Source organism: Sulfuricaulis sp. (assembly GCF_024653915.1).
Taxonomy (GTDB): domain Bacteria; phylum Pseudomonadota; class Gammaproteobacteria; order Acidiferrobacterales; family Sulfurifustaceae; genus Sulfuricaulis.
Genome location: NZ_JANLGY010000003.1, coordinates 49,089 through 68,760, shown reverse-complemented (window position 1 = coordinate 68,760; position 19,672 = coordinate 49,089). Strand labels below are relative to the sequence as shown.

General features: G+C 60.8%; 18 protein-coding genes. 10 read left to right on the top strand and 8 right to left on the bottom strand.

The window, feature by feature from the left end:
- Positions 1-41: 41 nt before the first annotated feature.
- Positions 42-497 (bottom strand): hypothetical protein, encoded by a 456-nt coding sequence (locus NUV55_RS00980; protein ID WP_296669583.1) that lies wholly within the window; start codon positions 495-497, stop codon positions 42-44.
- Positions 498-572: 75 nt separating this feature from the next.
- Here NUV55_RS00980 and rnd point away from each other — a divergent pair, with 75 nt between their 5' ends.
- On the top strand, positions 573-1,691 hold the full coding sequence (rnd, locus tag NUV55_RS00975; protein ID WP_296669581.1) for a ribonuclease D: 1,119 nt from the start codon (positions 573-575) through the stop codon (positions 1,689-1,691).
- A gap of 6 nt (positions 1,692-1,697) precedes the next feature.
- A complete protein-coding gene (locus NUV55_RS00970) occupies positions 1,698-2,561 on the top strand; it encodes a hypothetical protein (protein ID WP_296669580.1) in 864 nt (287 codons plus the stop codon).
- Here the strand turns inward: NUV55_RS00970 and NUV55_RS00965 are convergent.
- The gene (locus NUV55_RS00965; RefSeq protein WP_296669577.1) at positions 2,558-3,730 is read right to left on the bottom strand and encodes a murein transglycosylase A; all 1,173 of its coding nucleotides are present in this window, start codon (positions 3,728-3,730) and stop codon (positions 2,558-2,560) included. The two genes, NUV55_RS00970 and NUV55_RS00965, sit on opposite strands and share 4 nt — an antisense overlap.
- Here NUV55_RS00965 and NUV55_RS00960 point away from each other — a divergent pair.
- Positions 3,718-4,527 (top strand): sulfite exporter TauE/SafE family protein, encoded by an 810-nt coding sequence (locus NUV55_RS00960; protein ID WP_296669575.1) that lies wholly within the window; start codon positions 3,718-3,720, stop codon positions 4,525-4,527. The two genes, NUV55_RS00965 and NUV55_RS00960, sit on opposite strands and share 13 nt — an antisense overlap.
- Before the next feature lie 128 nt (positions 4,528-4,655).
- Here the strand turns inward: NUV55_RS00960 and topA are convergent, their stop codons facing one another.
- The 4 genes from topA to NUV55_RS00940 form a co-directional block, all read right to left on the bottom strand.
- On the bottom strand, positions 4,656-7,007 hold the full coding sequence (topA, locus tag NUV55_RS00955; RefSeq protein ID WP_296669573.1) for a type I DNA topoisomerase: 2,352 nt from the start codon (positions 7,005-7,007) through the stop codon (positions 4,656-4,658).
- A 180-nt stretch (positions 7,008-7,187) separates the two neighbouring features.
- Positions 7,188-7,679 (bottom strand): DUF494 family protein, encoded by a 492-nt coding sequence (locus NUV55_RS00950; protein WP_296669572.1) that lies wholly within the window; start codon positions 7,677-7,679, stop codon positions 7,188-7,190.
- Positions 7,680-7,707: 28 nt separating this feature from the next.
- Positions 7,708-8,835, bottom strand: coding sequence for a DNA-processing protein DprA (gene dprA, locus NUV55_RS00945; RefSeq protein ID WP_296669570.1), 1,128 nt, complete (start codon positions 8,833-8,835; stop codon positions 7,708-7,710).
- A gap of 40 nt (positions 8,836-8,875) precedes the next feature.
- Complete coding sequence (locus NUV55_RS00940; RefSeq protein ID WP_296669568.1) at positions 8,876-9,937, bottom strand: LysM peptidoglycan-binding domain-containing protein; 1,062 nt, start codon at positions 9,935-9,937, stop codon at positions 8,876-8,878.
- Between the two features lie 215 nt (positions 9,938-10,152).
- On the opposite strand from NUV55_RS00940, the gene def reads away from it, so the two are divergent.
- The 7 genes from def to NUV55_RS00905 all read left to right on the top strand — a co-directional run bounded on the left by def (position 10,153) and on the right by NUV55_RS00905 (position 17,667).
- Positions 10,153-10,734, top strand: a complete 582-nt coding sequence (def, locus tag NUV55_RS00935) for a peptide deformylase (protein ID WP_296669566.1) — start codon at positions 10,153-10,155, stop codon at positions 10,732-10,734.
- 76 nt (positions 10,735-10,810) lie between these two features.
- Positions 10,811-11,764, top strand: coding sequence for a methionyl-tRNA formyltransferase (fmt, locus tag NUV55_RS00930; RefSeq protein ID WP_296669564.1), 954 nt, complete (start codon positions 10,811-10,813; stop codon positions 11,762-11,764).
- Positions 11,765-11,780: 16 nt separating this feature from the next.
- Positions 11,781-13,085: a 16S rRNA (cytosine(967)-C(5))-methyltransferase RsmB gene (rsmB, locus tag NUV55_RS00925; RefSeq protein WP_367280311.1), complete on the top strand. Its 1,305-nt coding sequence runs from the start codon at positions 11,781-11,783 to the stop codon at positions 13,083-13,085.
- Between the two features lie 28 nt (positions 13,086-13,113).
- Positions 13,114-13,671 (top strand): DUF4390 domain-containing protein, encoded by a 558-nt coding sequence (locus NUV55_RS00920; RefSeq protein WP_296669554.1) that lies wholly within the window; start codon positions 13,114-13,116, stop codon positions 13,669-13,671.
- Positions 13,653-15,989 (top strand): ATP-binding protein, encoded by a 2,337-nt coding sequence (locus NUV55_RS00915; RefSeq protein ID WP_296669551.1) that lies wholly within the window; start codon positions 13,653-13,655, stop codon positions 15,987-15,989. The genes NUV55_RS00920 and NUV55_RS00915 overlap by 19 nt, the downstream gene beginning before the upstream one ends.
- Positions 15,986-17,353 (top strand): sigma-54 dependent transcriptional regulator, encoded by a 1,368-nt coding sequence (locus tag NUV55_RS00910; RefSeq protein ID WP_296669549.1) that lies wholly within the window; start codon positions 15,986-15,988, stop codon positions 17,351-17,353. Before NUV55_RS00915 ends, NUV55_RS00910 begins: the two co-directional genes overlap by 4 nt.
- Positions 17,354-17,355: 2 nt before the next feature.
- Positions 17,356-17,667, top strand: coding sequence for a tetratricopeptide repeat protein (locus tag NUV55_RS00905; protein ID WP_296669547.1), 312 nt, complete (start codon positions 17,356-17,358; stop codon positions 17,665-17,667).
- 27 nt (positions 17,668-17,694) lie between these two features.
- Here the strand turns inward: NUV55_RS00905 and NUV55_RS00900 are convergent, their stop codons facing one another.
- Complete coding sequence (locus tag NUV55_RS00900) at positions 17,695-18,618, bottom strand: lysophospholipid acyltransferase family protein (protein ID WP_296669545.1); 924 nt, start codon at positions 18,616-18,618, stop codon at positions 17,695-17,697.
- Positions 18,611-19,519, bottom strand: coding sequence for a hypothetical protein (locus NUV55_RS00895; RefSeq protein ID WP_296669543.1), 909 nt, complete (start codon positions 19,517-19,519; stop codon positions 18,611-18,613). Before NUV55_RS00895 ends, NUV55_RS00900 begins: the two co-directional genes overlap by 8 nt.
- Positions 19,520-19,672: the final 153 nt, after the last annotated feature.

Here is a 19,672-nt window from a genome sequence, read left to right as displayed (position 1 = left end):
TACCGCTGAGCACGCGGAGTAAATGCGGTGAAAACTCATTTTCAATTATCGCCCGTGACACGGGCAATGCGCCAGCGGGCTTGAGCGACTTTCTCGATCCGAACCAGGAACCGAACTTCGCCGGTCACAGGCGTTCCGGGCTGCAGATAGGTGACATGAATCATGGCCGCACGGTGTGTGTCATCCGTTCGCCGAGTTTCGCCTTGGACAAATTTCAGCGACACGCCCTGGGCCTGCCGGGCACGCAGAAAATCCAGGCTGATGCGGGCGGAGAGGTCACCGATCAGGGCTTCGGGATTTTCTTCCGGTGGAAGATTGGCGATATCGCGCAGCGGCTGGATCTCTGCCGGGCTGACCACCAGGGCCTCAATGAATTCCCGCGCGCGACCTTCCGGCGTGCTCCAGAAAGGTTCGCAAGCGGCCAAGGCCAATACCAGCCATATCCCGGCAACCCACGTTATTTTCCGGCTGCCCGTCTCGTGCCCACGCCGGTTCATCGTCTAATGATAAACCAAAACCGGCGTGCCTGAACCGCAGTTGGGCAGGACGCGGGAAATGAATACACTTCGTCCATGGAAGAATCCCTGATTCAGGACCTGACGTCGCTCACGCGCTTGTGCGCATCGCTACGCGATCACCCGTGGATAGCGCTGGATACGGAATTCATGCGCACGCGGACCTATTACGCGCGCCTGTGCCTGGTGCAAGTGGCGACCCCGGAGATCATCGCCTGCGTCGACACCATCGCATTGCCGACCATCGAGCCACTACTGGAGATAATCTATTCGCCGGACGTGCTCAAGGTCATCCATTCCGCGCGTCAGGATCTCGAAGTATTCGCGGATATTCGCGGGACACCGCCCGCGCCGGTGTTCGACACCCAGATCGCTGCCTCACTGTGCGGTTACGATGACCAGATCGGCTACGGCTCACTGGTGGAATCCATCACGGGTCACAAGCTTCCCAAGCTGCATACGCGCGCCGACTGGGAAGCGCGTCCGCTCCCGCTAGACCAGCTGCATTACGCCGAAGACGACGTACGCTACCTGCGCGACGTGTATCAATTGCTCGCACAAAAACTTGAAGGCCTCGGACGGACCGATTGGCTGCGGGAAGAATGCGCCGCGCTCACCGACCCCGGGCTTTATCGAAACGACGCGCGCGAGGCCTTCCGGCGCCTGAAGCAGGGCCAGTCGCTGCCGCCCGCCACGCAGATGATACTGCGCGAACTGGCGGCCTGGCGCGAACTGGCGGCGCAGAAACACAACCTGCCGCGCGGCTGGGTCGCTTCCGATGCCGCGCTGGTGGAAACCGCTCTGGCCACGCCGACGACCGTGGAGGCACTCGGCCAGATCGCCGGCATGGGTGGATCGCCAGTGCGCAAAGGGGGCGAGGAAATAGTTCACGCCATTCAACACGGCCTGACGATGAAGCCCGAGCGTCTGTGGGAAGAACCACGACGCCTCGACCGCGGGCAGCAAGCCTTATATGAACATCTGCAAACGCGCGTACGTGCCATCGCCGAGCAGATGAAAATCAGCGCGACCCTGCTGGCACCGCGCCGGGAATTGCTGAAGCTCATCGCTGGCGACAGCTCCGGCAGCCTGGTACGCGGCTGGCGCCGCGCAGTGATCGGCGAAGAGCTGATGCAACTCTGCGGCAATCCGGCGGCGACGGTGACAGCCTCCTGATTCCCCATGCCGCTGAGAAAAGAACTCGGCATCTTGCTCGGCATCGGCATCGCCGGTGCCGTCATTTTCGGACCGCTGTGGTGGCGCGCCGCCACGCCCTGTGTGGCTGGCAACCTGTTGGCGCGTGCGCAGGCGCGAATACCTGACAACGTCAAAGAAATATATCTCGATGCCGGCCATATGCAGTTCGGCATGGGCTCAGCCGCCATCGGCGGTTGGGAGGGCTTGGGTGATGCCCTCGCCGTGGGTGGCTTGGTGTGGGTACGTACCACGCGCGCCGATTCGGCGAAATATTTCGCGACGGTCAGCAATCGTTATTTTCAGTCCAGCGGCTTTGTGTATATCCCGTCCGATCGCGAACATGAATCGAGCTTGCGCCTGGAGCCAGCCACACCGGTTTCACAGATATGGGAAACACTGACAAATAAATATCCGCAAGGCGTGATGTTCAGTGGGTACGTGCGGTTGGCACCGTTGCGACTTATCGCCATTGCGCGTCCGGCCATCGACGAGCGTCCAGTGTTTCAAAACGCACCGGCCTACTACACGCGCCCGATGGAGTCGGCTCAAGAAGCGTGGGCGTACGTCGTCGGCATCGCCACCACCAAGTCCACGGCCTCACGATCGGACCGTGCCTGGTTATCGTCCCTGTTGGCGGCCCACCCTGGCCGTGCCGGCCATAGCATGGGATTGGCGCATGCCTTATGGCTCAAATCGGCGCCAGCCGATAGGCAGCGGCCACCGGCGCGCGAGAACGTACAGGCAGTAGGTCAGCTGGTCGTAGAGATGACGAAAGTGGTCGAAGGTGAGCTCAGGCTTTTTCCTGTGACGCGCGCCGGCAACTGTGGTGACGTGGCCATTGCCCGTTAGTTCAACGAGCGTGCCACCGGCTGCAATACATACATCTTCCCGCGCTGGCGCATGGCGCCCGCCACGCGCTCGGCGGTTTCACCGAATCCGAGAAACAGGTCGGCTCGCACCGGACCGCGAATCGCGCCACCGGTGTCCTGCGCAAAGACCAGGCGCCGATACGGTCGAGCCTCACCATTCCCCGGCAATGAAGTATCGAACCACACCGGACTGCCCAGCGGTATGAAACCGGGATCCACCGCGATAGAGCGTTCCGGAAGCAGCGGCACGTTGAGCGCGCCCACCGGGCCCGAGGCTCCCGGTTCGCGCAGCATGAAGAACACATAACTGGGATTGCTGTTCAAAATTTCCTGGGCCTTGCCCGGGTTGGCCTTGAGCCAGGCGCGAATCGTCGGCATGGTCGCTTCCTCCAGCTTTATGGCACCGGAGTCCACGAGCGTGCGTCCGATCGCAACATAGGGATGGCCGTTCTGATCGGCATAGCCGACATGCAGCATTTTTCCATCCGGCAATTGAATACGGCCGGAACCCTGGATTTCGAGAAAGAACAGCATCACGGGATCGTCGACCCAGGCAATAACGGCATCGTCGGGTGGACGCTTGCCGTTGCTGATCTCGGCACGCGAGTAATAGGGCACCACCCGGTTCCCGCCCAGCCGTCCGCGGTAGCGCTTGCCCTGCAATTCCGGGTAGAGGCCACCGAGATCCACCACCACCAGATCTTCCGGCCGTCCGTAGAGCGGGTAACGGAAGCGCTTGGTCCTGATCAAACTTCCGTGCAGCAGCGGCTCGTAATAGCCGGTGATAAGTCCGTCAGCGGTACCGCCATCACCAGATATCTCGTATGCAACAAAACGCGTCTCGAAAAAGGCGCGCGCCATTTCATCGCCCGGGACGGGAAACAACGCGGCATCGGCGCACAACTCACTCCAGCGCGCGTCGCGCGCGGGCATCTTCTGGCAGCTGTTCAGCAGCGCCGGCCACGCCTGCGCGAGACTGTCGTCCCGCCAACCCGGGAGTTCCGTCCAGGAAACCGGCTGACCGATTCCGGGCATTCGGGTTGGCGCACTGACGCAGGAAGCCAGCAGGCACACCAGTCCGGCAAAAACCAGCTTGCCAACAGTTTTTTTCGCTCGGGAAATCGGGATAAGATGTCTTGTCTCAACCATTGCTTGATTTTCTAGCACGTCCGACCGCTGCGCGCCACCGAGGGCATCGACTGGAATCGCTCGATTCATCCCTGTTTCCGTGGCTGCTCGTCTTTATTGCCGTGGCGGCACTGCTCTATTCTTCCGTCGGCCACGGCGGCGCTTCCGGCTATCTCGCCGCGATGGCGCTCTTCGGCGTATCGGCTACCTTCATGAAACCGGCGGCACTCACCATGAACATCGTGGTGGCGGGGCTGGTGTTCGTGCGCCTGTGGCGTGCCGGCTTTTTCAGCGCCCGGTTGTTCTGGCCGTTCGCGTTGGGTTCAATTCCGCTCGCGTTTCTCGGCGGGGCGATACAACTGCACGAGCGCGCGTATCAGTATCTCGTGGCGGTCGCCCTGCTCGTCGCCGCGTGGCGCTTGCTCCTTGCCAGCCATGAACCGCAGACACGCGCAGCGCCGCGGCCGGGAATAGCGCTGCCGGTAGGCGCCGGTCTCGGGTTTGTCTCGGGGCTAACCGGCGTGGGCGGCGGGATTTTCCTGAGTCCGCTATTACTGTTTCTGCGCTGGGCCAACATGCGCACAACCGCCGCCGTGTCGGCGGCGTTCATTCTGGTCAACTCCATCGCCGGCCTGGCTGGCCTGCTCAGCGCCGGTGCCACATTGCCGCGCGGTCTATCGTGGATGATGCTGGCGGCATTCGGGGGCGCTCTCGTGGGATCGGAACTCGCCGTACGACGGCTGGCGCCGGTGCAATTACGTCAGCTACTCGGTGTTGTGCTGCTCATCGCGGCGGTAAAAATGTTCCTCACTGCATAAGTCCGGGCTAAGCCGCTCCGGCGGATGATGGCGAGGCGCGCCGGCGCGAGGAAGCGGAGTTTACACGACAGTAAATGAGCATTCCGAGCGACGGCGCAACGAAGCCAGCGCCGCCGCAGCGGCTTACTTTAAACTCCGGCTGCGACCTTAGGCGGCTCGGCGAACGGCACCTCACCCTCGTAAGGTTCAGCGAAGCTACATGCCGGTTTGCCTTCGGCATTCCTCGTCGGGCAGACCTTCTCGGTGCCGCGACGCTTGGTGGTCTTGATCATCAGGATCGGCCAACCGCACTGGGGGCAAGGCTCGGCCACCGGCGGATTCCACACGGCGTATTTACAGTCAGGATAACGCGCGCACGAATAGAACACCTTGCCGTAGCGCGACTTGCGCTTGAGCATGGTCGCTTGTTTGCATTCCGGGCATTGCACGCCGGTGTCGGCGGGCTTCTCGAGCGGCTCCATGTGCTTGCAGTTGGGGTAATTGCCACAGCCGATGAAACGGCCGTAGCGCCCGCGCTTGATTACCAGGTGCGATTCGCATTTGGGGCACTTGCGGTCGGGCACGATCTCCGGCTCGTTAGAAGCGCCAACGGCGTCGTCCACGTTACGCGTGTAATTGCATTCGGGATAACCGGTGCAGCCGATGAAATAGCCGTTGCGTCCGAGGCGCTTGGCCACTTTCTTGCTGCATTTGGGGCAGTCCTCATCCATCATTTCGACGCCGGGACGATCCACGGATTCTTTCTCCTTTACCTGGGCTATGAAATCGGTCCAGAAATCCTGCAGCACCGGTTTCCATTCTTTTTCGCCGCGCGCGATCGCATCGAGGTCGTCTTCCATGCGTGCGGTGAAGTCGTAATCCACGTAATGGAAAAAATGTTCCGAAAGGAATTTGTTAACCACGCGGCCGACGTCGGTCGGCTTGAAGCGACGGTTATCGAGCGTCACGTATTCACGGCTCTCGAGGGTGTAGATGATGGAGGCGTAGGTCGAAGGCCGGCCGATGCCGTAGGCCTCGAGCGCCTTGACCAGGCTCGCTTCCGAGTAACGCGGCGGCGGTTCGGTAAAGTGCTGTTCCGGCCGTACCGCTTTTAGCTCCACCCATTCGCCCTTTTCCATCGGCGGCAACAATTTCTCATCCTCGGTCGCGCCCTCGGGCGCATCCTTCGGCTTGTCGTCGATGTCTTCCTGGTACACCGCCATGAAACCGGGTTTCACCACGGTCGAACCGTTGGCGCGGAAGACATTGCCCTCCCCGGCGGCCATGTCCACGGTAACGGTATCGAGTACCGCCGGCACCATCTGGCAGGCCATGGTGCGTTTCCAGATCAATTCGTAGAGTCGCAGCTGATCGGGTTTCAGGTGATCTTTGACCGCATCCGGGTGGCGCGCCGCCGACGTCGGGCGGATGGCCTCGTGCGCCTCCTGGGCGTTCTTGGACTTGTTCTTGTAAGCAATCGGTTCATCCGGGAGATTGTCGGCGCCGTAGCGCTCCTTGATGGTCTCGCGAATTTCCGCCACGGCCTCGGCGGCCAGATTCACTGCGTCGGTGCGCATGTAACTGATGAGACCGACAACTTCGCCGTGACCGAGATCCGTGCCTTCGTAGAGCTGCTGCGCCGTGCGCATGGTGCGCTGGGCGGTGAAACCCAGCTTGCGCGAGGCCTCCTGCTGCAGGGTCGAGGTGGTGAAGGGCGGGGCCGGGTTGCGGCGGCGTTGCTTCTTCTCGACCGACAGGACCTCCAGCTTGCCTTGCGCCTTGGCCTGCAAAGCGGTGTCAATCTCCGCGGCACGCGCGCCGTTGTCGACCGTGAATTGTTCGAGTTTTTCGCCATTGAAATGGGTCAGCCGGGCGACGAAATCCTTGCCCTTGGTGTTGAGGTCGGACTCAATAGTCCAGTACTCGCGCGCAATGAACTTCTCGATCTCCAGCTCGCGTTCGACGATGAGTCGCAGCGCCGGGCTCTGTACGCGCCCGGCCGATAGCCCGCGACGCACCTTTTTCCAGAGCAGCGGCGAAAGGTTAAAACCCACCAGATAATCGAGGGCACGGCGCGCCTGCTGCGCGTTAATGAGATTCTCGGACAATTTGCGCGGCTGCTTGATGGCATGCAGGATCGCGGTCTTGGTGATTTCAAAGAATTCCACGCGATGCACCGGCTTGTCGTCCAGGACGTTCTCTTCCTTCAGAATCTCGTGCAGGTGCCAGGAAATCGCCTCGCCCTCGCGGTCCGGGTCGGTCGCGAGATACAGCGAGTCGGCTTTCTTCATCGCTTTGACGATGGCATCGACGTGTTTTTTGTTCTTCTCGATCAACTGGTACTTCATGCCAAAACCATTTTCAGTTTCCACCGCGCCCTGTTTCGGGATCAAGTCGCGCACATGGCCATAGGAAGCCAGGCAGGTGAAGTCCTTGCCCAGATACTTGGTCATGGTTTTCGCCTTGGCCGGCGATTCCACTACTATCAGATGTTTTGGCATTCGTTTAGCTCATTACCACCGTGAAAGAAAATTCCGCGCCGAATGCATTCCGGCGAATTTATACGCGCGCAAATCGTGTCAGACCCGAATTGTTGACGATAACAGGCGGGGCTTGTCAAGTCGCCGGGCACCGGCAGCGATACGGAAACGATTGGAATAGGGGGCGAATGATGATGGAAATCAATGCAGATGGCCCTGCATTTCGTCAAACACCATGTCCTCGAGCATGTGATACGCGTATTCCTGTCCGGGCTGATTGAAGAGCACGAGCAGCATGACCCACTTGATCTGATCCAGCGCGACATCGTCCGTTTCCAGCGCCATCAACCGGTCGATGATGACCTCGCGCGTGGCGGGACCGATCACGCCGCTGGCTTCCATAAAATGCAGATAACCGCGGCATTCCTCGTCGAGCCGTTCCTGCTCATTGGGCGAGTAGTGGCGTATCGACACGGGCCTTCCCGCCCGCAGTTGGTCGGTATTGTTCTCGCGATTCTCACGCAGCGTTGACAAGCCGTCCAGCCAGGAAAATGCCTTGCGGATTTCACCGCGGTGGAAACCAGCCTGCGTCAGTTCGAAGGTGAGCGCTTCCTGATCGGGATGGAATTCGGTGCCTTCATCCATGTAGTTTTCGAACAAATACATCAGCACATCGAAAACATTTTCTTTCATCAGTCGTTTGCGCTCTGCTCTCGTCGCGTCAGGAAATCCTTTGAACCTTGCCGCCCGGACAACTCAACACGAGTCCGTTCAGCTCCATTTGCAAGAGCATGGAGGAAACGACATCCGCCGTCAATCCGCTGCGCTCAATTAACGCGTCCACGCTGACCGGGTCGTGACCGATTTGTTGCAACAGCACCGCCATGGGTGGATCGAGCGCCAATGTCGACATAGTACTATCCGGCGTTATGTGGCGCGCCACGCTCGCGAGCGGGCCCAACTCTTCAAGAATATCCTGTGCCGTCTCGACCAGCTTCGCGCCTTGACGGATGAGTGCGTGACAGCCGCGCGACTGCGGTGCGTGGATCGAACCAGGTATGGCAAACACCTCGCGTCCCTGTTCGGTGGCGAGCCGTGCGGTGATGAGTGAACCACTTTGCAATGCTGCTTCCACCACCAGCGTGCCCAGCGAAAGACCGCTGATGAGGCGATTGCGGATGGGAAAATTTTCCGGTAGCGGCGGCGTGCCCAGCGCAAACTCGGACACGAGCGCGCCGTGCGTGACGATCTCATGCGCCAGATCGCGGTGTCGCGCCGGATACACACGATCCAGCCCGGTGCCCGCCACCGCGATGGTCATCCCGCCGGCCGCGAGCGCGCCGCGATGGGCGGCGGCATCCACGCCCAGCGCCAGGCCGCTGGTGACGGTCAGCCCCGCGCCGGCCAGACTCCTGGCAAAGGCCTGCGCGTTTTCCCGGCCCATGGGGCTTGGATTGCGGCTGCCCACGATCGCGACTTGCGGGCTCGATAATACCTGCCGGTTACCCATGACGTGCAGCAATACCGGGGGGTCGGCGATTTCACGCAGCAGCCGCGGATAATCAGTGTCTGACCAGACCAGTAGATGGTGGCCGGGTCGATTCAGCCAATCTAATTCAGTTTGGAAGGCTGCTGTTGCGGGGCCGGCGAGAATGGAATTAACAGCTTCGCTCTTTCCTGCCAACGCCTTGTCGAGTTGGCCGCGGCTGGCGGAAAAAATATTTTCGATTGAACCGAAGTTTTCCAACAGTTCATGTTGCGTACGCGTGCCCACGCCGGGCAGTTGGCGCAGCGCCAACCACAGCATCAGTGTATCGCTGGATAATTTAGGAGAGGGCGCCCCGGTCATGGCGCGCAGTCTACTCCAGGAGGGAGGGATTACGTCTAGGTCAGGGCGTGATAACCGCGTCCAGCAAATGCACGGGCCGCGTGGATGTCATGATGAGCCCATAGCTCATTTTTTCGTAGGTGCGGAAAATGAGCACCAGCCCGGAATCCTCGTCCGGCAGGTTGTAACGCTCGCGCGTCAGCGGATCCTTGTGCGTGCCGACATGGCGCATGATGCGCAACACGTTGCCTTCTTCGATTCCTTCGCGCGTTCCGAGCGAAATGCCGACCACGGTTTTCGCGCCAATCTCGGCCACAGCGTTTAGCGCCGAGACGATTCTTCCCTGCACCTGTGTCTTGGGCGCATGCGGGTAGTAATAAGGCAGCGAGGCTTTTTTCGGGGCCACCAGCAAGCGGTCGGTCGGAATGATTTCCTGCTTGACCGCGGTGACGACGAGCTTGCTCGGGTCGCCCGTCTCGAGAACTCTCGCATCGCCCAGATACAAGGCCTCGTAGGCCAGCAACTCGCCGGTATCGGGATGACGAATCGGCTTGCCCGGGCGGAAAATCTGGTAGTACTCGGCACTGTCGTCCTTCAGTCCACGAGCATAGAACTGACTGCTGTCGCCGAGCGCAATGCGGTCATCGAGCCCGGTGGTGATATAACCGGCCTGCTCAAGCTCGTCTTCTTCCACCACCAGCGGCTTTGTCAGAAATGGAACGATGGCATTCGGAGGGATAGTGGGAATGGCCGCTTCGAGTGCTTCGCTGTGTGTGCGCGGAGAGAGTCTCACCGTGCGGTCATCGACAGGCCTTTCCACCACGGGTTCCTTGCCAGCCTCGGGTAACGAAGGCAGGCCCGTTCCCATGTCCTTGCGCTCCACACTCAGCACCGGCTTGCCGTCCACCCAACGCAGCACCACCACGTCACCAGGATAAATCAGGTGTGGATTCTTGATTTCCTGATTGATCTTCCAGATTTTCGGCCAGTGCCAGGGGCTCTTGAGAAAACGGGTCGAGATGTCCCACAAGGTATCGCCCTTGACCACGGTATACCGTTCGGGGTGATCGGACTTGAGCTGCACTTCGTCCGCCCCCACTTGCACGGGGACAGTCAGAAGCAATGCAGTAATAAGAAGGAAAAAACGGGTTCCCAATAGAGGCTTAGGCGACATTCGTCCACGTTCCCTGTAATCTGATGACGTTTTGAGTGTAGTCCATGCTTGGGCGCAACGCCAAGGCTCTCAAAAGGCTAAATTTTGTTGTTATTCAGTGGCATCCAGACTGATAATAAACTTGTTTGGCAGGAAGTAAACCAGGATTTTCTGACTGAAATACCATGACGATTCGCAGCATTCTCCACTATCCGGACCCGCGTCTGCGACACCAGGCCAACCCGGTCCCGGAGGTCACTGACGACACCCGCCGGCTGGTGGATGACATGGCCGAGACCATGTACGACGCACCGGGGATCGGACTCGCGGCCATCCAGATCAACGAACCTTGGCGCATCATTGTTATTGATATCTCGCAGACGCGTGATCAGCTACAGGTGCTCATTAATCCAGAGATCCTTTCACGGGAAGGCGAGCAGACTCTCGAGGAAGGCTGCCTGTCCGTGCCCGGCATCTACGAACCGGTCGAGCGCGCCCACAGCATTCGGGTACGTGCCTTGAACCGCGATGGCCAGGTGTTTGAGATCGAGGCCGAGGAGCTGCTTGCCACCTGCATCCAGCACGAAATCGATCATCTCGATGGCAAGGTTTTTGTCGATTATCTCTCGCGCCTGAAACAAACACGCATCCGGAAAAAATTAGAGAAGCGTGGGCGCGAGCAGGAAGCAGAGGTCCCGCGTAACAGGAATGCGAACGGCCGCGAGATGAACGAAGCCGCCGCAAGCAGGACACATTTAAAAATATAACCACCTCAATCATGCCAAAACCGTTCTCTCCTGGGCACGGCGGCGGCAAACGCCTGACAATGTAAAGGGGCGCCACGTGAATCTCATTTTTGCTGGTACTCCCGCCTTCGCCGTTCCTGCTCTGGAAGCGCTGCTGCGCGCCGGTCATCGCATTCGCGCCGTGTACACCCAGCCGGACCGTCCCGCCGGACGCGGGCGCAAGCTTGCCGCCAGTCCGGTGAAGCAGTGTGCGCTAATCCACGGTCTTGAAATCCGGCAGCCGGAAAAAATTTCCGGTGAGGAAAAAATTCTTTGCCATGACGCGCCCGAGGCCATGATTGTCATCGCCTATGGCCTGTTGTTGCCGCCCGCCGTGCTCGCCATCCCCCGTCATGGCTGTATCAATGTGCATGCCTCGCTGCTGCCACGCTGGCGCGGGGCCGCGCCCATTCCACGCGCCATCGAGGCCGGCGATACCGTGACCGGTGTCAGCATCATGCAGATGGAGGCTGGCCTCGACACCGGTCCGGTGCTGGCGGAGTTGCGAACACCCATTCATGAAACCGACACGGCGCAAACATTGCACGACCGACTGGCGACGCTCGGCGCAGACGTCCTGGTGGCCACGCTCGAACGTCTGACGCGCGGCGCCATCACGCCACAGTCGCAAGACACCGCGGGTGCATGCTATGCCAAGAAACTGCGAAAGGAAGAATCACTCCTCGATTGGGACCTGCCGGCCAAGATTTTACATCGCAAGATACGCGCGCTTATTCCGTGGCCGGTGGCCAGCACCACCTGGGGCGGAAAAACCCTGCGGTTGTGGGAGGCAGGGCCGCTGGAAGCGTCTGGCACTGCAGGCCTGCCGGGCACTATCGTGCAGGCCGATGCCTCCGGTATTCGAGTGCAGACCGGGAACGGCACGCTATCCCTCACACGGTTACAGGCAGAAGGCGGGAAAATCCTGTCGGCCGGCGATTTTCTGAATGGCCATAAGCTGGCGGCCGGCGGCCGGCTGGGCGATGAAACGAAAACCATCACAAACCACTAAGCGCGCCGGAGCGCGGATCAATCCGCGCGCGGCGGCGGCGAAGGTTGTAGAAGCGGTGTTCGTGCGCTCACGTTATCTGGATACGGCGCTCGACGAAATACTCGCTACCTTGCCGCCTGCGCAGGCGCGGGATGCCGCGTTGGTGCAAGAAATGAGCTATGGCGCCTTGCGCTGGTTCGATCAACTCACCGCTGTCGCTGCACTGTTCCTGGACAAACCTCTCAAGACCAAAGATCAGGATGTTTACGCGCTGCTGCTCGTCGGCCTGTACCAGCTGATACACATGCGCGTCGCCCGGCACGCCGCCGTCAAGGAAACCGTGGAGGCGGCAGCAGCGCTGAAAAAACCCTGGGCGAAGAATTTGCTCAATGCCTGTCTGCGTGCCTCACTGCGCGAGGAGGCGCGCGCGCAGGCGGCTATCGCCGCGAGTCCTCAGGCCGCCTTCAGTCATCCGGCGTGGCTGCTGGAGGAAATAAAACGCCACTGGCCAGAGAGCTGGGCGACAATATTGGTAGCCAACAATGAGCGCCCGCCGCTGGTGTTGCGCGTAAATCGATTGCACCAATCGCGCGACCAGTATCTGGCGCGGCTGACGCAGGCCGGCATTGCCGCGACCGCGCACCCGCTCAGCGAAACCGCCGTGGTGCTGGATACGCCCGTGGCCGTGAGTGAACTGCCCGGGTTCGCCGCGGGCGACGTCTCAGTGCAGGACGCGGCCGCGCAACTCGCCGCAACGCTGCTCGACGCCCAACCCGGTGAACGCGTGCTCGACGCCTGTGCCGCACCAGGCGGCAAGACCGGACATCTGCTGGAACACATGCCTGAACTGGTCGAGCTGGTGGCACTCGACCGGGAGCTGAAACGGATCAAATTAATAAAGGAAAATCTGGCACGGCTGGGTCTGTCAGCCAACACCATCATCGGCGATGCGGCAAACCCGGCGCCGTGGTGGGACGGGCGCCCGTTCGAGCGGATCCTGGCCGATGTGCCCTGTTCCGCTACCGGTGTGATTCGTCGTCATCCGGACATCAAGCTTCGCCGCCAGCCCGAGGACTTGGCGCGACTGGCCACCACGCAGGAAAGCATCCTCGACGGCCTGTGGCCCTTGCTCAAACCCGGAGGTAAGCTTCTGTACATAACCTGCTCGATCTTGCCGGTCGAAAACGAAAATCAGATGACGGCTTTCCTGCGGCGTCATCCCGACGCGACGGAGGAGACCCTGTTATTGAACGTGGGGCAGGCACGGGCTGTGGGAAGACAAATTCTGCCGGGCGATTCCGGCATGGATGGATTTTATTATGCGAAACTGCGCAAAAACTGAGAAGTGTGCCAAGAATGGCGCGAAGCCGATGAGACACTGGCGCCGCTGGGCCACGGTCGTGCTGGCGCTGGCCTGCTTAAGCGATACCAGCGCCGAGTTCAAGGTGGCCGACGTACAGCCGAAATTCGTGGATCAGTCGCTGGTACTTACCGGCAATCTTGAACTGGGACTGAATCCCAAAGTAGAAGAGGCGCTGGCCAAGGGCATTCCGCTAGAAGTAATCATCGACGTGCGCCTGTACCGCGAGCGGCGCTTCCTGTGGGACCGCGAGATTGCCTCCTGGCCGCTGCGCCGCCGCATCCAGTTTCACGCGCTGTCCGGGCAGTACCTGATCAGCACATCGGCGCCCGAGGCCGAAACCGGCGAAAGCCTGCTGACGCTTCAGGAGGCACTGAAACAACTGGGCTCCCTCAACGACGTCAAGCTGGCGCTGGAAGAAGCCGCGACGCCGGATGCCCCCCATGCCGTGGACTTGCGCGTCAGCCTCGATATCGAGGCCCTGCCCACGCCCTTGCGGCCGGTGGCCTACACCTCATTTACCTGGCACCTCAATAGCGGCTGGACCTCATGGAAAGTAACGCCCTGAACCGCATCGTCACTCGCTACGTCACCGGCTTCACGCCGCTGTCGGTGCTGTCGGTGCTGCTCATCGCCGCGTTCATCATGATGAACGCGGCGGCCCAGAACTCGGCGCTGTTCGGGCGCATGTATTCGGTACTGCTGCTGGTCAATATCCTCGGCGCGGTACTGCTGATCGCGCTGATCCTGCTCAACCTGTTCCATTTCGCCGAGCAGTACCGCGCGCGGGTCGTCGGCACGCGGTTGACCTTGCGGCTGCTGGTGATGTTCGTGGTGCTCGCGGTGGTGCCGGTGTCGGTGGTGTTCTACTTTTCCATCCAGGCGCTCAACCACGGCATCGACAACTGGTTCGACGTGCGTATCGAGCGCGCCCTCGACGATGCGCTGCTGCTCGGGCGCACGGCGCTCGACGCCCAGCGCCAGGATCTGGTGAAAAATACCCAGGAGATCGCCATCGAACTGGAAACCCTGCCAGTGCGGCAGAAAATCGGCGCCGTGCCCTCGGAGCTTTCCTTGCTGAATGCGCTGCGTGAGCAGTACAACATCACCGAGCTCACGCTGTACACCCAGGACCGCAAGATCATCGCCTCCAGCAGTGAGGCCAATCTTGAGGCCGGCAAGCTGGTGCCGGACCGGCCAAGCGACGCCATGATTACGCAGGTGCGCCAGGGCCTGACCTACGCCAATCTCGACGCCACCAGCAAATCCGGCCTGCGGTTGCGCGTGGTGGTGCCGGTGCATGCGCGCGACGTGGGCGCGCCGCTGCGCGTGCTGCAAGTGCTGCAGGCACTGCCGCCGCGTTACGCCAAGCTCGGCGAGTCGGTGCAATCGGCGTTCGCCGAGTACGAAAAGCTCGTGTACCTGCGCGGCCCGCTCAAGTTCGGTTTCACGCTGACGCTGTCGCTGATTGCGCTACTGACGCTGCTGATCGCCGTGTGGGCGGCCATCTTCTTCGCGCGCCGTCTTGCCACCCCCATCCGCGAACTGGCCGAGGCCACGCACGCCGTGGCACAGGGCGATTACCAGAAGCAGATCCCCGTCACCAGCCACGACGAAATCGGCATCCTGGTCGAATCCTTCAACGACATGACGCGCCGCATCCATCGTGCACAGCTGCAGTCCAAGCGCAGCCAGCAAGAAGCGGAAATCCAGCGCGCCTATCTCGAAACCGTGCTGGGCCACCTTTCTTCCGGCGTGCTCACCTTCAATCAGCGCCTGCTGCTGCGCACGCACAATCCGGCGGCGGGCCAGATACTCGGCACCGACCTGCGCGCCGGCGAGCGCAAACCGCTTGCCTGGCTGACAGAAAACTACCCGGTACTGCAACCGCTGATCGAGGCCGTGGAGCAGGCCGCGGCGGCGGGGCAAGACGAGTGGCAGGTACAGATCCAGTTATCGATCAACAATTCTCGCCGCACCTTGATGTTGCGCGGAACCTCGTTGCCCTCGTGGCGCGAAAAACGCGGCGGTTATGTTGTGGTGTTCGACGACATCACCACGCTGATTCAGGCGCAGCGCGACGCCGCCTGGGGCGAGGTGGCGCGGCGCATGGCACACGAGATCAAAAACCCGCTTACGCCCATCCAGCTTTCTGCCGAACGCATCCGACACAAGTACCTGCACCAAGTGCCGGAGGATGAGCGTGACGCGCTCGAGCGCGCCACGCGCACGATTATCGAGCAAGTCGATTCGCTCAAGTCCATGGTCAATGATTTTTCCGAGTACGCACGCTCGGCCCAGATGCAGTCGCGTCCGGTGGATGTGAACGATCTCATTCGTGATGTGGTTGAGCTCTACAAAAACGCGCGCGGCACCGCCAAGGGCGTCGTGCCGCTGCACGGCGCCAGTAAAACCGGCAAGAGGAAGGCCGCGCGCGCCGTCACTACCAAGCTTGATCTCGACGCCGATCTGCCACACATTCCGGCTGACCCCGGTCGGCTGCGCCAGGTGCTGCACAACTTGCTGTTGAATGCGCGCGACGCATTGATCGCCACGGCCAAGCCCGTGATCCGCATCGGCACGCGCATGGTGGAAGGGGATATTCACCGTTTCGTGGAAATGACGGTGCAGGACAACGGCCCAGGATTCCCGGACGCACTGCTGGCACGCCTGTACGAGCCCTATGTCACCCACAAGGAAAAGGGCACCGGACTCGGGCTCGCCATCGTCAAACGCATCGTCGAGGAACACGGCGGCACCATACGCACCTATAACCTGAAGGAAGGCGGCGCCTGTGTCATCATCCGTCTTCCGGTCAGCGCGGCAACGGGGTCGGCTGAATCACCGGCAGTTTCCAATTCGGCGCGGGGAGAAAACAAGGCATGAATCCCGGTTATATCTTGGTGGTGGACGACGAACCCGACATCCGCCGCCTGATGCAGGAAATTCTCGAGGACGAACACTACAAGGTGACCGCCGTCGAGAACGCCGCGGCCGCGCGTGAGGCGGTGAAAAAACAGCGGCCGGACCTGGTGCTGCTCGACATCTGGATGCCGGGCACGGACGGCATCAGCCTGTTGCGCGAGTGGTCCGAGGCCGGTCCCCTCGAAATGCCGGTGATCATGATCTCGGGACACGGCACCGTCGAAACCGCCGTCGAGGCCACGCGCCTCGGCGCCTATGACTTCATCGAAAAACCGGTGTCCATGGGCAAGCTGCTCGTCACCATCGAACGCGCCCTCGAAACCGACAAGCTGCGCCGCGAAAACCTGCGTCTGCGACGTCAGGCCGAACCCACCGCCACGCTCACCGGCAAGAGCCCGCCCATGCTGCAGTTGCGCGAGAACATCGAGCGCATCGCCGCCACCGACGCCTGGGTGCTGATCACCGGCGAACCGGGCAGCGGCAAGGCCGTGGCGGCGCGCTATCTGCATGCGCACAGCGCGCGCAAAGACGGTCCCTTTGTCGAGGTGAGCCTGACCGCGATATCACCGTCGCAGGTGGCGGCGCAGCTTTTCGGGCAGGAACAAAAGGGCGCGGCCACGCCCGGCTGCTTTGAGCAGGCCGCCAACGGCACGCTGCTGCTCAACGAAATCGGCGGCCTCGACCTGACGGCGCAGGCGCGGCTGCTTAATGCGCTCGAACAGAAACACTTCACCCGTGTCGGCGGCCAGGAAACCATCGACATGGACACGCGCATCCTCGCGGCCAGCGATCAGGACCTGCACAAGGCGGTGGAGGAAAAGCGTTTCCGCGAAGACCTCTACTACCGTCTCAACGTCGTACCGCTGCGCGTGCCGAGCCTGCGCGAGCATCACGAGGATGTGCCGGACCTGATTAATTTCTACGTCAACTGGATGGCGGACAACGAACACCTGCCTTATAGAAAATTTACCACTGGCGCGCTCAACCTGCTGCGCAATTATTCCTGGCCCGGCAACGTGCGCGAGCTGCGCAATATGGTCCAACGGTTACTGATTTTGCATCGTGGGGAAGAAGTCAGCGAATCCGAGGTCGAACAAACGCTCGGCTCTCCGGCGCCGGTATCATCCGACTCCTATCCGCCGACACTCCTGGAAATGCCGCTGCGCGAGGCGCGTGACCAGTTCGAAAAAGCCTACTTGGAACATCACCTCAAGCGCACCGGCGGCAACGTCGCCGAGGTCGCGCGCCTGTCCGGCATGGAACGCACGCATCTGTATCGCAAGCTGAAACAGCTCGGCGTCAATCCCAAGCCACCCAAGGAATAAGCATGGCGATCGTTAACAACCTGGAAGCCATGCTCGCGCGCGGCCAGGACAGCGCGCTGCTGCGTTACAGCCTCGGCGGTGAATATATGAAACTCAATCAGCCCGTCAAGGCCGCCGAACACCTGCGCCAAGCCGTGGTGAAAAACCCGAAATATTCCGCCGCGTGGAAACTACTCGGCAAAGCACTTACCGACGGCGACCACAAAGACGAGGCGATCAAGGCCTACGAAGATGGAATTAAAGTTGCGGAAGAGAAGGGCGACAAACAGGCGGCGAAGGAGATGACAGTTTTTCTTAATCGTTTGCGGAAATGACTAAATAGTTAGGTCGGCTTCGCCGGCTCACCCCTTCTTGTAAAAATCCGGCTCACCCTTCGGGCGTGTCTTGAAGCGCTTGTGCAGCCAGAAATATTGCTCCGGGCTCTCCCGTACGGCGATCTGGATTTCCTGGTTCATGCGTGTAGTGTCCGTCACTGGGTCGCCAGAGGGGAAATCCTTCAACGGTGGACGGAATTCGATCTCGTAACCTCGTCCCCACGACAGCTGGCGCGTGATACAGGGAACCACCACGGCGTCTGTCATCTTCGCCAGCCGCGGCAACACGACAAAGGTCGCTGCCGGCACACCGAAGAAGGGCGCGAATACCGCGTTGCGCAAACCGGCGTCCTGGTCCGGCAGGTAATACAACGGCACGCCTTTCCTGGTTTGCTTCACGAGCGTCGTGAATGACTGGATGTGTTCCACCAGCCGGAGATAGAAGCGCGACCGCGCGCGTTCCATCACCACGCTCAATAATTTATTCGCCGGATGGCGGAACACCGTGACCATCGGCCGTTCGACCGAAAGGCGCATGCCGCCATACTCGAGCCCAAGAAAATGCGGTGCCAGCAGAATGATGTTTTTGTTGTCACGCAGGGCGTTGTCGTAGTGCTCGCGACCACGAAAGCGCGTGAGCCGTTTCAGGCGCGCTGCCGATGACCACCAGGTGATGCCGATGTCGAGCAGTGTCTGGCCGAAGGCACGAAAGTGCTGTCGAGCAATACGCGCCCGCGCCCCCCGAGAAAGCTGCGGAAAACAAAGCTGGAGATTGACGTGCACCACGTGCCGGCGCGGGGCGTGCAGAACGTACAACAGCATTCCGAGTGCGCCGCCGACTAATGCTATGGCCGGCGACGGCAGCCAGCTTATGACGCGCATGAAGCCAAGCCCGACCCACGTCAACCAGTAGCGCGGATGCGCGAAATCACTCAGCCGCGCGTCAGCCATAGGGCGACGGCGCCTGCCCCGGTCGGGTCTTGAACAGCTTGAAGGTCCACAGGTACTGCTCGGGCATGGGGCGCAATCCCTCCTCGATCACGGCGTTCATGCGCGCAGCGTCGCGCGTACGGTCACCGGTCGGAAAATCCTCGAGGGGCGGTTTCAAATTCACCTCATAGCCACCCCCATCCGGCAGCAGGCGCGTGAAGCACGGCACCACCAGCGCGTTGGTGAGGTGAGCGAGCCGGCCGAGCGTGGTAAGCGTCGCCGTCGGCACGCCGAAGAACGGCACGAACACCGACTGGCGATCGCCGAAATCCTCATCCGGTGAGTAATGGAACACAAGACCCTGCTTAAGTCCGCGAATGACGGGACGCAGACCCTGTGTTCGTGAAAGCAGAAAGGAATTGAAGCGTGTTTGCGCGCGGTTGAGCAACCAATTGACCACCGGATTACCCTGCAGCTTGACCATGGTGAATATCGCGCGTTCGCGCGCGATCATGCTCCCGCCAAAATTGATACCAACACAATGCGGTGCGAGCAGGATGACGTTACGCCCACGCAGATCGTGGTAATGCTCCAGTCCGCGGATATGCGTCTTGCGCAGGATGCGACGCTCGGAGGCCCATACCAAATAGGCGAGATCGACGTAACTCTGGCCGCTCACGATGAAATGCCGTCGCCGCAAGTGTTCGCGCTCGCGCAGGCTGAGCCTGGGGAAACACAGCTCGAGATTGATGCGCGCAATTCTTCTTCTTTTTCTGTTGGCCATCATGAGCAGCCCGAGTCCGGCGCCGAGCACGCGCGACCACGCCAGCGGGAGTATCGTTGTGAAACGCAGAAAAAACAGCCACAGCCAGCTCAGCCAGTAGCGCGGGGCGAAGCTGTGCTTTGTCAATTTGACCGTCAAAAAAGAAAGCGAATGGTCCGTGCTTTCGGTCCTGGCTTGCGTCGAGCGTGATGGGTTCATTGAATGTTTGCATGCCGTCGTGCTGCCTGCCCGTCGGCTTGGACTCCGCTCCCTGCTGGGTTAGTCTGTTATCTTATGTCAGGACGAACGAGC